The 12,275-nt window shown below is 64.4% G+C and carries 12 protein-coding genes and 1 tRNA gene; 8 read left to right on the top strand and 5 right to left on the bottom strand.

Going from position 1 to position 12,275, the window contains the following annotated elements; all coding sequences use genetic code 11:
• Positions 1 to 139 precede the first annotated feature (139 nt).
• Positions 140 to 1,195: a 23S rRNA (cytidine(2498)-2'-O)-methyltransferase RlmM gene (rlmM, locus tag VC352_RS07830; RefSeq protein ID WP_322979019.1), complete on the top strand. Its 1,056-nt coding sequence runs from the start codon at positions 140 to 142 to the stop codon at positions 1,193 to 1,195.
• A gap of 211 nt (positions 1,196 to 1,406) precedes the next feature.
• Entirely contained in the window at positions 1,407 to 1,658 is a 252-nt protein-coding gene (gene tusA, locus VC352_RS07825; RefSeq protein WP_003460892.1) for a sulfurtransferase TusA, read from the top strand.
• 109 nt (positions 1,659 to 1,767) lie between these two features.
• Here the strand turns inward: tusA and VC352_RS07820 are convergent, their stop codons facing one another.
• Complete coding sequence (locus VC352_RS07820) at positions 1,768 to 2,826, bottom strand: DUF3080 domain-containing protein (RefSeq protein ID WP_322979018.1); 1,059 nt, start codon at positions 2,824 to 2,826, stop codon at positions 1,768 to 1,770.
• Between the two features lie 42 nt (positions 2,827 to 2,868).
• Complete coding sequence (locus tag VC352_RS07815) at positions 2,869 to 4,242, bottom strand: MATE family efflux transporter (protein WP_322979017.1); 1,374 nt, start codon at positions 4,240 to 4,242, stop codon at positions 2,869 to 2,871.
• 124 nt (positions 4,243 to 4,366) lie between these two features.
• Here VC352_RS07815 and pdxB point away from each other — a divergent pair, with 124 nt between their 5' ends.
• From pdxB to VC352_RS07800, 3 genes are all read left to right on the top strand, one after another.
• Positions 4,367 to 5,497, top strand: coding sequence for a 4-phosphoerythronate dehydrogenase PdxB (gene pdxB / locus VC352_RS07810; protein WP_322979016.1), 1,131 nt, complete (start codon positions 4,367 to 4,369; stop codon positions 5,495 to 5,497).
• 247 nt (positions 5,498 to 5,744) lie between these two features.
• Positions 5,745 to 6,230 carry a glutathione peroxidase gene (locus VC352_RS07805; protein ID WP_017679255.1) on the top strand — a complete coding sequence of 162 codons (486 nt, stop codon included), beginning with the start codon at positions 5,745 to 5,747 and terminating at the stop codon, positions 6,228 to 6,230.
• Positions 6,227 to 6,694, top strand: coding sequence for a MarR family winged helix-turn-helix transcriptional regulator (locus VC352_RS07800; RefSeq protein WP_322979015.1), 468 nt, complete (start codon positions 6,227 to 6,229; stop codon positions 6,692 to 6,694). Before VC352_RS07805 ends, VC352_RS07800 begins: the two co-directional genes overlap by 4 nt.
• Here the strand turns inward: VC352_RS07800 and VC352_RS07795 are convergent.
• Complete coding sequence (locus tag VC352_RS07795; protein ID WP_322979014.1) at positions 6,683 to 8,989, bottom strand: response regulator; 2,307 nt, start codon at positions 8,987 to 8,989, stop codon at positions 6,683 to 6,685. The genes VC352_RS07800 and VC352_RS07795 overlap by 12 nt on opposite strands.
• Positions 8,990 to 9,099: 110 nt before the next feature.
• Here VC352_RS07795 and VC352_RS07790 point away from each other — a divergent pair, with 110 nt between their 5' ends.
• Positions 9,100 to 9,990 (top strand): ATP-binding protein, encoded by an 891-nt coding sequence (locus VC352_RS07790; protein WP_322979013.1) that lies wholly within the window; start codon positions 9,100 to 9,102, stop codon positions 9,988 to 9,990.
• Entirely contained in the window at positions 9,987 to 10,469 is a 483-nt protein-coding gene (locus VC352_RS07785; RefSeq protein WP_322979012.1) for a GAF domain-containing protein, read from the top strand. Before VC352_RS07790 ends, VC352_RS07785 begins: the two co-directional genes overlap by 4 nt.
• Positions 10,470 to 10,487: 18 nt before the next feature.
• Here the strand turns inward: VC352_RS07785 and VC352_RS07780 are convergent, their stop codons facing one another.
• Both VC352_RS07780 and VC352_RS07775 read right to left on the bottom strand, forming a co-directional pair.
• Positions 10,488 to 11,150 (bottom strand): glutathione S-transferase family protein, encoded by a 663-nt coding sequence (locus VC352_RS07780; RefSeq protein ID WP_322979011.1) that lies wholly within the window; start codon positions 11,148 to 11,150, stop codon positions 10,488 to 10,490.
• 58 nt (positions 11,151 to 11,208) lie between these two features.
• Complete coding sequence (locus tag VC352_RS07775; protein ID WP_322979010.1) at positions 11,209 to 11,976, bottom strand: hypothetical protein; 768 nt, start codon at positions 11,974 to 11,976, stop codon at positions 11,209 to 11,211.
• 222 nt (positions 11,977 to 12,198) lie between these two features.
• Between VC352_RS07775 and VC352_RS07770 the strand changes: the two genes are divergently transcribed.
• A tRNA-Glu gene (locus VC352_RS07770) sits at positions 12,199 to 12,274 on the top strand.
• Position 12,275 lies beyond the last annotated feature (1 nt).

The following is a 12,275-nucleotide window of genomic DNA, read 5'->3' as shown; positions in this document are numbered from 1 at the left end:
CTCAAGAACGCCAGGCAGCCTTATCCTTTCATGGTGTTCCAGCGTCGTGGCAAAGGTTGCTGGCACATAGTCACTGGACAGGTTAGCAGGCTCTAGGTTCCCGCCTCGGGTATCATGGCCGGCCCAAGGAGTCCGTTCGATGAATACCCTGTTTCTGCATTGCCGGCCCGGTTTCGAGGGCGAGGTGTGCGCTGAGATCGCCGACCTCGCTGCCCAGCTGGAGGTCGCCGGCTACCCCAAGAGCAAGCCCGGCAGCGCCTGCGCCGAGTTCGTTTGCAGCGAGGACGATGGTGCCGAGCGTCTGATGCGTCAGACGCGTTTCAACCGCCTGATCTTCCCCCGTCAGTGGGCACGCGGTGCTTTCGTCAGCCTGCCGGAAAGCGACCGCATCAGCGTTTTGCTCGAAGCCCTGGCCGATTACCCGGTGTGCGGCAGTCTGTGGCTGGAGGTGCTCGACACCAACGACGGCAAGGAGCTGTCGACCTTCTGCAAGAAGTTCGAAGCGCCGCTGCGCAAGGCGCTGCTCAAGGCCGGCAAGCTGGTGGACGATGCGAAGAAGCCGCGTCTGCTGCTGACCTTCAAGAGCGGCCGTGAGGTGTTCGCCGGCATCGCCGAGGCAGACAACCTGGCAATGTGGCCGATGGGCATTCCGCGCCTGAAGTTCCCGCGTGAAGCACCGAGCCGCTCCACGCTCAAGCTGGAGGAGGCCTGGCACCACTTTATCCCGCGTGATCAGTGGGATCAGCGCCTGGCCGCCGGCATGACCGCTGTCGACCTGGGCGCCGCGCCCGGCGGCTGGACTTGGCAGCTGGTCAACCGGGAAATCCGCGTCACCGCCGTGGACAACGGGCCGATGGCAGAAAGCCTGATGTATTCGGGTTTCGTGGTGCACCAGCGTGCCGATGGCTTCACCTTCCGCCCACGCCATCCGGTGCATTGGATGGTCTGCGACATCGTCGAGAAGCCGGCGCGCACGGCGGCGATGATGGAGGCCTGGTTGGGTGAAGGGCTGTGTCGAGAGGCGGTGGTCAACCTCAAGCTGCCGATGAAGCAGCGCTACGCCGAGGTACGGCGCTTGCTCGACCGCGTCGAGGCGGGGCTGGCAGAGCGCGGCATGAAGGTCAGCATCGGCTGCAAGCAGCTCTATCACGACCGCGAGGAAGTGACCTGTCACCTGCGCCGGCTCGGCAAGTGAGGTAACTGGCCGGGCGCGGACGTTGTCCGGCCCGGGCTCCCGCTTCGCACCGGGTTCCTCCCGGTACTGGCGTGCGCGCCGTCCTGGCAGGCTGGAGCGCAGGCAGCTTGCCTCAGATGCCTGGGTGGCGCTGCCCATCCAAGGTTGTGCGCATCAGGTGACCGCCAGGGCTCCTTTGCGCGACAATGCGCGCCTGCCTGTGGAGCCCTTTATGTCCGAAGCCCTGACCCTCAATCACGATGACCTGCTCGACGCCAGCGGCCTGAATTGCCCCGAGCCGGTGATGATGCTGCACAACAAGGTGCGTGACCTGTCCCCTGGCGGGCTGCTCAAGGTGATCGCCACCGATCCCTCGACCCGTCGCGATATTCCCAAGTTCTGCGTGTTTCTCGGTCACGAGTTGCTCGGCCAGGCCGAGGAAGACGGCACCTACCTGTACTGGATTCGCAAGAAGGCGGATTAGGCAGCTTTGGCGGGCTGTTCGCTTCGTCGGCTTTCGTAGGGCGGGTGCAACCCGCCAAATAGCGGATGTCGTTGGTCGTGATGGCGGGTTGCACCCGACCTACGGTTTGTTAGCTCTCGCGATTCCATCCTGCCTGCCCCGGCGCCAGGCCGCAGCTGTTGAGCAGCGTCTGCCAGGCCTTGACGTGCCGTGCCGTGGCGGCTCGGAAATCCTGCCATAACGAATCCTGCTCGCCCGCCAGGCGCTCCAGGTAATCGCGCGTGGTCGGCGGAATGCCGTCCACGGCCTGCAGGTGCTGCAGCGCCGTCTGCCAGCGCTGGCCACGCTGATCGACCTGCGCCAGGTAGGGCTGCAGGCCGCCGGCGTAGAACTTGACGAAGATGTTCTGCAGGATGCGGCCACTTGGGGTTGGCCGCCCCTGCGGGCAGATCGGTCGGCGCGATTGGCGTTGCTCCAGCAGCTCGCTGCCGCTGTCGAGGCTGTGGCGCAGGCTGGCCAGGCTGGTGATCAGTTGGCCGCCCTGTTCGCTGGCATAGAGGGCGAAGAACAAGGGCTCCAGCTCGCCGGCCGAGGGCGGCAGGCGCTCGGGCAGCGCGGCGCCGATGCGCGCCAGTTGCTCCAGGGCGTCGAGTGCAGCACTGTCTTCGCTTGGCGTGACGGCCAGGGCCTGGTCGGCAAAGCGCAGGTAGCGCTCGAACTCCTGGCTGCCGTTGAGCGCATTCCAGAACACGGCCGGCAATTGCTGACGCTTGTCGCCTGCCAGTTGCTGCAAGGTGTTGCGGAGCGCCGTGTCGGGCGGCAGCGCGGGCAGGCAGTCGTCGATGGCGCGCAGCAGATCGCCCTCGTAGCCCAGGCGTTGGCTGGGCACCAGTTGCTTGCCGAGGCTGCTGTTGCGTTGGCTGATCAGTTGCTGCAGGCGAGGGCAGCTATGGGCGTCGATGACCAGGTCGAGCAGGCTGATGCGCAGCTCGGGCACGTCGATCAGGCGTTCGCGGCGTGGCGGCAGGCGGTAATGGCTCAGGCTGCTTGGCTCGAACGCGGCGAAACCATCGGTTTCCAACGCGTTGTCTAGCCGCTGCAGGTAGTCGTCCTGCAGCGCCAGGCCGTCGTCACCCGGGCGGCAGGCGGCCAGCAGGCAAAGGCTGATCAGGAATAAGAGGCGAGTCATGTCGCCAGTCTAGACGCCGTCATTGCCGGCTCCAAGTGGCGCTCAGGTGGCGCGGCGAATACGTTTGCGCGCGCTGCGCGCCAGGCGCAGGGTGAGCATCGCGGCGGCGCAGGTCAGGCCGACCACCAGGCCTTGCCACAGACCGCTCGGACCACTGGGCTCGCCGAACAGCTCAGACAGCCCCAGCGCATAGCCCACCGGCAGACCAATGCCCCAGTAGGCGAACAGGGTCAGCAGCATGGTGATGCGGGTGTCCTGATAGCCGCGCAGGGCGCCGGCGGCGGTGACCTGGATGGCGTCGGAGAACTGGAACAGCGCCGAATAGACGATCAGTGTCGCAGCGACTGCGATCACGGCCTTGTCCGGTGTGTAGATCTGCGCGATCTGTTCGCGCAGCAGAAACATCAGGCTGGCCGACAGACAGGCGTAGGCCAGTGCCGCGCCCATGCTCACTCCGGCGGCGAAGCGCGCCTCGCGCGGCTGACCCCGGCCCAGCGCCTGGCCGACGCGCACGGTGGCCGCCATCGCCAGGGAGTAGGGGATCATGAACACCATGGAGCTGAAGTTCAGCGCGATCTGGTGGCCGGCCACCACGGTGGCGCCGAGGCCGCCGATGAGCAGGGCGATCACCGCGAAGATGCTCGATTCGGCGAACACCGCCACGCCAATCGGCACGCCAATGCTCAGCAGGCGCTTGATCACCACCCATTGCGGCCAGTCGAAACGGGCGAACAGGGCGCTGGCGCGGTAGTAGGGCGCCCACTTCACCCACACCAGCATGCCGAGCAGCATGAAGATCATCACCAGAGCCGTCGCCCAGCCGCAACCGACGCCGCCCATGGCCGGCAGGCCGAACTTGCCGTAGATGAAGATGTAGTTGGCCGGGATGTTCAGCAGCAGGCCGAGGATACCCAGCACCATGCTCGGGCGGGTGTGGCCGAGGCCATCGCTGCAGCAGCGCAGCACGTGATACAGCGCCACGGCCGGGAAGCCGCAGGCCACGGCGCGCAGGTAGCCCATGGCCGGGTTGACCAGCGCCGGGTCGACATTCATCACATGCAGGACGACCTCGGTGTTCCACAGCAAGGCCGCGGCGCTGCCGCCGACGGCCAGGGCCAGCCACAATGCCTGGCGTACCAGTGGGCCGATGGCCGCTTCGTCACCGGCGCCGAAGCGCTGCGCCACCTTGGGCGTGGTGGCCAGGAGAATGCCGGTCATCAGCAGGAACACCGGCACCCAGATCGAGTTGCCCAGGGCGACGGCGGCCAGATCCTGCGGGCTGACGCGCCCGGCCATCAGGGTGTCGACGAAACCCATGGCGGTGTGCGCCAGTTGGGCAATGATGATCGGGGTGGCCAGAATGAGCAGGTTACGCAATTCCGTGCGCACGCGCCCCAGGCGGCTTTCGCTGGGCATTTCGTGTCTTCGTGGGAGGCGGAAGACCGCGCAGTTTACGCCTTGACGCCCCGGTCAGAAAAGTCTGAATGCGACGTTGCCTGGCGCCTCGCGTACAATGCGCGCCTTGCCGTGGAGCTGCCTCATGCTGATAGTCGCTGACGAAAACATTCCCCTGCTCGATGAATTCTTTGCCGGTTTCGGGGCAATCCGCCGTCTGCCGGGCCGTGCCATCAGCGCGCAGGATGTACGAGATGCCGATCTGTTGCTGGTGCGCTCGGTAACCCGTGTGGATCGGGCGCTGCTGGCGGGCAGCCGCGTGCGCTTCGTCGGCACTTGCACCATCGGCACCGATCACCTGGATCTCGATTACTTCGCCGAGGCGGGCATCGCCTGGAGCAGCGCACCAGGCTGCAACGCCCGTGGCGTAGTGGATTACGTGCTGGGCAGCGTGCTTACCCTGGCCGAGCGCGAAGGCGTCGACCCGGCCGGGCGTATCTACGGCGTGGTCGGTGCCGGGCAGGTGGGAGGGCGTCTGGTCGAAGTGCTGCGTGGCCTGGGCTGGGAGGTGCGGGTATGCGACCCGCCGCGGCAGGCGACCGAGGCGGGCGATTTCGTCAGCCTGGAGCAGATCATCAATGAGTGCGATGTAATCAGCCTGCATACACCGCTGGACACATCGACGCGACACCTGTTCGATGCGGCGCGCCTGGCTGCGCTCAAACCCGGCACCTGGCTGATCAATGCCAGCCGTGGCGCGGTGGTGGACAACGCTGCCCTGCGTGCGCGGTTGCTGCAACGCACCGACCTGAAGGCCGTCCTGGATGTCTGGGAGGGCGAGCCGCAGGCCGATGTCGAGCTGGCCGGACTGTGCCAATTGGCAACGCCGCATATCGCCGGTTACAGCCTGGACGGCAAGCTGCGTGGCACGGCGCAGATCTACCAGGCCTGCTGCCGGGCGCTCGGTGTGCCCGAGCAGGTGCGTCTGGACGATCTTCTGCCGGCGCCCTGGCTGAGTGAGATGACGGTGGATGGCGGCGCCGATCCCGCCTGGGCGCTGGCCAGCCTGTGCCGTGCGGTGTATGACCCGCGCCGCGATGATGCGGATTTTCGTCGCAGTCTGGTGGGGGATGCCGAGGCGCGTCGTGTGGCCTTCGACCGCTTGCGCAAGCATTACCCGATGCGCCGTGAGATCGATGGGCTGCGGGTGCGTATTGAGGGGGATTCAGCGCCGTTGGCGGCTCTGGTGCGAGCCTTGGGCGCCACTGTTTCGTAGACCGCCTGTCGCGGTTGTCGATCAGCTCGCTATGCCGGGCCCACCAGCGGTGCAGCGCGACACACCGCCTGGAGGGTTACGCGGCGCACCACCTTCATCTGGTCTTGAAGTCCGGTGTTCGGCGCCGCTAACCCACCCTACGGAATGGCATGCATTCGCGTGCCTTATTTTGCAGCAATTAAATTGCATGCAATTTAATTGCTCGCTACTTTGTTCGTCACTTTCAGCCCATTCAGGACGATTCCCCATGAGCAATGCGCTTTTCGATATCCCGGTTACCACCATCAAGGGCGAGCAGAAGACCCTGGCCGATTTCGGCGGCAAGGCCGTGCTGGTGGTCAATACCGCCAGCAAATGCGGGTTTACCCCGCAGTACAAGGGCCTGGAAAGCGTCTGGCAGCAGTACAAGGACAAGGGGCTGGTGGTGCTCGGCTTCCCCTGCAATCAGTTCGGCAAGCAGGAGCCGGGTGACGAGGGCGCCATCTCCGAGTTCTGTGAGCTGAATTTCGGCGTGAGCTTCCCGCTGTTCAAGAAGGTCGACGTCAACGGCAGCGATGCTCACCCGCTGTTCGTGCAACTGAAGAAGCGCGCGCCAGGCCTGCTGGGCAGCCAGGGCATCAAGTGGAATTTCACCAAGTTCCTGATTGGCGAGGACGGCAAGGTGGTCAAGCGTTTCGCCCCGACCACCAAGCCCGAAGAGCTGAGCAGCGAGATTGAAGCCCTGTTGAAATGACTGCTTTCGATAGCGCCGGGCTGCAACTGGACAACCAGCTGTGCTTCAAGCTTTACGCCGCGTCCCGTGCGGTGATCCGCGCCTACAAGCCGATGCTCGATGGGCTCGGCCTGACCTACCCGCAGTATCTGGTCATGCTGGTGCTGTGGGAGTGGCAGGCGCAGCCTCCGGCGCAGCCGACGCTCAAGGCATTGGGGCAACGCCTGCAGCTCGATTCCGGCACACTGACGCCTTTGCTCAAGCGTCTGGAATCCCTCGGCTTGGTGCTGCGCCGCCGCGCCGCGCTGGATGAGCGCGAAGTGCATCTGGCGCTGAGTGAGCACGGCGCAGCGTTGCATGCGCAGGTCATGCCGCTCAAGGCGCAGTTGATCTGTCAGATCGAAGAGGCCGAACTGGTCGAGCTGGAAGGGTTGCGCCAGCGCCTGGATCGGCTGCTGGCGCGTCTCGATGCGTCAGGCGGGTAGCCAGCTCTCCAGCAGGCTGGCCAGTTCCTCGCGGCGGAAGGGTTTGGCCAGGTAGTCGCTCATGCCGGCGGCGCGACAGCGTTCGCGTTCGTCCGACAGGGCATTGGCGGTCAGGGCGATGACCGGCAGTTCTGGCCAGCGCCCGTTGAGGCGGATGCGCCGCGTGGCTTCGTAACCGTCCATCACCGGCATGTTGCAGTCCATCAGCACCAGGTCGATGGGCTCCTGTTCGAGTTGCTCCAGGGCTTCGCCGCCGTGGCTGGCGACCAGCACTTCGCAGCCGAGCTTGGCCAGCATGCCCTTGGCCACCATTTGATTGACCGGGTTGTCTTCGACCAGCAACACGCGTGCACGACGTTTCTCCAGGCTGTCGCTGGCGTGTGGTGCCGGGTTGTCCGTTGCGTCGTGCTGCAAACCATGGCGCAGCGCCTGCAGCAGGCTGCTGCGAGCCAATGGGCGGGCGATCTGCTGCAGAGGGGCGAGGCGTTGCGCCTGCTCCTGCGGCAGGAAGTTGCCATAGGCGGTGACCAGCAGAATCGGAATGTCCAGCGTCGGGCGCAGGCCGAGCAGGCACTCTGGGCAGTCGCTGATCAAGAGGTCGGTCTGGACGCCGAACAGGCTGGCGTCGGTGTCCAGGCGTCGGTAGTTCAGGCCCCAGACGGGTAGCCAGCGTTCGAGCATCTGGTGCAGGCCGCTGCTGCTGGGGGTCATCGCCACGATATCGCCGCCGAGTCGAACGCTGGCCGGCTGGCCTTGCCCGGCGAGCGGCAGCAGGGCGCAGAACTCGCTGCCGAAGCCTTCCTTCGACTGCAGCGTCAGGCTGCCGTGCATCGCTTCGCACAGGCGGCGAGTCAGGGCCAGGCCGAGGCCGGTGCCGCCGAACTCTCGGGTAATCCCCACCTCGGCCTGGGCGAAGGGCTGGAAGATGCGCGCCTGGGCATCCTCGGCAATGCCGATGCCGGTATCGCGAACACGGATGCGAATGCCGGCCGCGTCATGCTCGACCAGCAGGTCGACACGGCCGAAGCGAGTGAACTTGAGCGCATTGGATAGCAGGTTGCTGACGATCTGGCGTACGCGGGTCGGGTCGCCGACCACCTGGGGCGGTAGCCTCGGGTCGACCAGGCAGGTGAGCTCGACGGCAGCGGCGGCGTTCTGCGACAGCAGGCTGGCGGTTTCCTCGACCAGTACGCCGAGGTCGAAGGGAATGGCTTCCAGCTCGAGCTGGCCGGCCTCGAACTTGGACAGGTCGAGAATATCGTTGAGCAGCTCGACCAGTACCTTGCCCGAGTCATGGGCAATGCCCAGTTGCTGGCGCTGCTCGGCGCTGAGCGGGCCGTCCAGCGCCAGGGCCAGCATACCCAGCAGGCCATTGAGCGGGGTGCGGATCTCATGGCTCATGTTGGCCAAAAAGGCCGAGCGCGCCTGCGCCATGTTCAGCGCTGTGGTGCGCGCCGCTTCCAGCTCGCGGTTGGACTGGCTGAGGCGGACGTTGGTGGCCTTGAGTTCGGCGGTACGCGCCGAAACGATGTTCTCCAGCTCGCCGAGGTACTGGGTAAGGCGATCTTCCGCGCTGCGCCGTTGCTCGATTTCCTCGGCGATGTTCGACAACTGACGATTGGTGACCTGCACCAGGATGCCGATTTCGTCGCGCTCGTGGCCCTTGGGGCAGGGCACGGGTTTGTGTTCGGTGTCCTGCGGGTTGCGCCGGCTCAGGGCGCCGATCACGTCCACCAGCGGGCGCGTCAGCATGAAGTAGAACAGCACCAGCAGGATCAGCGAGAGCAACAGGCTGCGGGCGAAACCGGTGAGCAGGGTGAGCAGCGAACGCTCTAGGAAGTGATTGCCGAAGGCGAAGGTGTCGACTTCCAGGCGCAGGACACCCAGCGCTTCGCTGGGCGAATGGGCGACATAGAGCGGATCCTGGAATACGCGCTGCGCGCCGAACAGGCTGTCACTGAAGACGCGATAGCGACTCTCGGCGCGTGGACGGCTGACGCTGGCGAGCATCTGCCCGTTGCTGTCGATCAGTTCGGCGCGAGTGACGGCCGGTGAACGCAACAGGCCGAGCACCAGCTCCTGGGCCAGTTCGGCGTCGATGTTGTAGGCGATACGGGCTGCCGGATTGTGGCTGATTTCCAGCAGCGCACGAATCTCGCGGTTGATGGAGGCGTCCTCGCTGGCATAATCGATCGCCACCTGGATGATGCTGAGCAACGTGCCAAGGATGAACGCCACCAGAACGGTCAAGCCGGCCTGTTTGAATGACAGGCGATGGGTGAGCGAAATATCCATGAATGTGTGCGTCGTCTCTGATCCTTGGGCGCTTGCCAAGCATAGCTGATAGCGACCCTGTACCGGCAGAGCCTGCAACGTGCGGCTCTGCGCAAAAGGAGTAGTAGATCGTGGATTCCCGATTGCTGGATTTTCTCACCCGCGCCGAACAGGTGCTGGAGCGCATCGAGCCCCTGCTGCCGGCCCTGCGCCCGCACGTGGACTGGAGCCACTGCGTGGCGGCGCGTTGGGTGCGTGACGGGCGCAGTGGTTTTCTGCAGCCGCTGGACGTCAGCCTCGACCTGGCGTTGAGCGATTTGCTTGGCGTAGATGCGCAGCGTGAGCAACTGGCGCGCAATACGCGGCAATTCGTCACCGGGCTGCCGGCCAACCATGCCTTGCTGTGGGGCGCGCGTGGTACCGGCAAGTCGTCGTTGGTACGTGCGCTGCTGGCCGAGCATGCGGCGGCGGGCCTGCGCCTGATCGAGATCGAGCGTGATCACCTGGCCGACCTGCCGCGTGTGGTGGAATGCCTGGCGGGGCTGGAGCAGCGTTTTGTGCTGTTCTGCGACGATCTGTCGTTCGAGGCGGGCGAGGGCGATTATCGCGTGCTCAAGAGCGTGCTCGATGGTTCGCTGGAACAGGCGCCGGACAACGTGCTGCTGTATGCCACTTCGAACCGCCGTCATCTGGTGCCCGAGCGCCAGAGCGACAACGACAACTGGAAGATGGTCGATGGCGAGCTGCATCCGAACGAGGCTGTCGAGGACAAGATCGCCTTATCCGACCGCTTCGGCCTGTGGCTGTCCTTCTATCCGTTCAGCCAGGAGCATTACCTGATCGTGGTGCGCCACTGGGTGACGGCTCAGGCGCGGCAGGTCGGGCTGGCCTGGGAATGGGACGAGGCATTGGAAAAGGCGGCAATCCGCTGGGCGCTGGGGCGTGGCAATCGCAATGGGCGCTGTGCCTATCAGTTCGCCCGCCACTGGGTTGGCCTGCAACTGCTGGAGCAGCGCGCATGATCGATCTTTCCGAAAGCGGAGCCGGCCTGCAGGGCTATGGTTTGCTCAGTGCGCAATTACAGGCGCTGCTCAGTGGCGAGCGTGACTTCATCGCCAATGCGGCGCAGTTTTCTGCGTTTATCTTTCACGAACTGGCCGACCTTAACTGGGCCGGTTTCTACCTGGCCAAGGAGGGCGAGCTGGTGCTTGGCCCGTTCCAGGGCAAGGTGGCGTGCGTGCGCATTCCCTTCGGCCGTGGTGTCTGTGGGGCCGCGGCTGCCAGTCTGCAGACCCAGCGCGTGGAGGATGTGCATGCTTTCGCGGGGCATATCGCCTGCGACAGTGCGTCCAACAGCGAGCTGGTGGTGCCGCTGATCAAGGAGGGGCGTCTGGTCGGTGTGCTGGATCTGGACAGCCCGCAGGTCGGGCGTTTCAGTGAGGTCGATCAGGCCGGCATCGAAGCGCTGGCCGCAATCTTCCTCGCGGCCAGCGATTGCTGAGTTGGGGGCGCCGGTTGATCAGCGCTTGATGCCGAGCTTCTCCAGCGTACGCAGCTCGCGCGGCAGCACCTGCTGTACCGAAGGGCGTGCCTTGACGCGCTGATAGTGCGCGGCCAGTGCTGGCCAGCGGCTCGCGTCGAGGGTTTCGCCACCGTGCTCCATGTTGATCAGTTGGCAGGCCAGCGCCAGGTCTGCCATGGAGCACTGCTCGCCGAGGAAATATGGCCCCTCGCCGAGGGTCGCCTGCAGGTAATCGAAGTGCTTCGGCAGTTTGTCCCTGAGGGTCTGCTGCACCTGATCTTCGTCGCACTGCTGGCCCATGCTGGTTTTCAGTACGCGGTTGCGGAACACGCTGAAGGTGCACAGCGGTGCGAGTTCGTAGTCGGCGTACTTCTCCAGCCAGCGTACCGTGGCGCGCTGCTTGGCATCTTCCCCATAGAGATGCTGACTCTGCGGATAGTGTTCTTCGAGGTATTGGCAGATCACGCTGGAGTCGGCGAGCGTGAGATCTCCGTCGCGAAAGGCGGGAATACGGCCCAGTGGGTTGAGCTCGCGGAACCAATCGGGCTGGTTGAACGGCATGACTGGTTCGAGATCGTAAGCCAGGCCTTTCTCGATCAGGCACAGGCACAGCTTGCGAACGAACGGAGAGAGGGGGGCGCCGTATACGGTCATGCTCATGGAGTCTGGCCTCGTCGTCTGCTTTTGGAATTAGAGGGCCGAGCGCGGTCAGCGGCGCTCAGTCATAGATGTTCTTCTTCTTCCAGTCTTCGTCGTCCAGGCCTTTCAGGCCTTCGGTCAGTTCGCTGGTCTCGTCTACGGCCGGTGGCGGAGCGTTGAGCACCATGGCATTGGCACGAGCCAGGAGTTCCTCGAAACGCTTGAGCTGGGTCTGATACAGCGCGGGTTCGGGTTGCTTGCGCAAGTATTGCACCGCGCGCTCGAATGCCAGGCGGGCCTGGCCGGGGCGATTCTGCTGCATGGCGCTCTGGCCGAGCGTGTTGAAGCACTCTATATAGACCTGCACCAGCATCTGGCGAATCTGCTTGAGCCAGAGCTTGCCTTCGCCCATGGGCAGCAGATTGATCTGCACCGAGCCGGTGATCAGGCCTTGCAGGTTTTCCAGGATGAAGCGTACTTCCTTGGCCTTGGCTTCGTTGAGGATCGGCTGCGGCGGGTTGTTTACGCTGATCGATTCTCCCTGCACGACCAGGGCGCGTAGCGCTTCGATGCTCTTGCCCAGTTCGGTGTTCTGTTTATCCAGCGTTTGCAGGCGCTCGCTGAGCTGCAATTGCAACTGGCAGAGCAGCAGCTTGAGGCGCGGAGTCATCAACTGACCGGGCATGCGCTCGGACAGATCCTGGCAGCGGCGAATGCGGTCGAGCAGGTCGGCGCGCTGGCGGGCCTTCTCGAGCTTGCCATTCTCGACAGCATGATTGACGTACGCGATCACCATCAGCAGGGCGATGCCACCGACGATCAGCAGGGTTATCACGAGTGGGGACACTGCTTGGAACCTCTCGACTACTGGCTTTTCGCCCGAGTGTAGTGGCTTGCTTGCGAGGCTCCTAGCGCTAACTCCATTTCAGGCTTGAAGTCTTTGATTTTAAAAATTTTTTAGAGAGAGGTTGACGACCTCTAAAAGCCTCCATAGAATGCGCGCCACTTCCAGCGCAAAGCCTAAAGCGAAGCGAAGGAAGCCGGAAAGTTGCTTGATGTTCCGGGGTGTGTCCCCTTCGTCTAGTGGCCTAGGACACCGCCCTTTCACGGCGGTAACAGGGGTTCGAGTCCCCTAGGGGACGCCAC

Origin of the sequence: Pseudomonas sp. C11, from assembly GCF_034683865.1 — a bacterium.
In the GTDB taxonomy this organism is placed as follows: domain Bacteria; phylum Pseudomonadota; class Gammaproteobacteria; order Pseudomonadales; family Pseudomonadaceae; genus Aquipseudomonas.
This window is presented reverse-complemented; position numbering and strand designations above follow the sequence as displayed.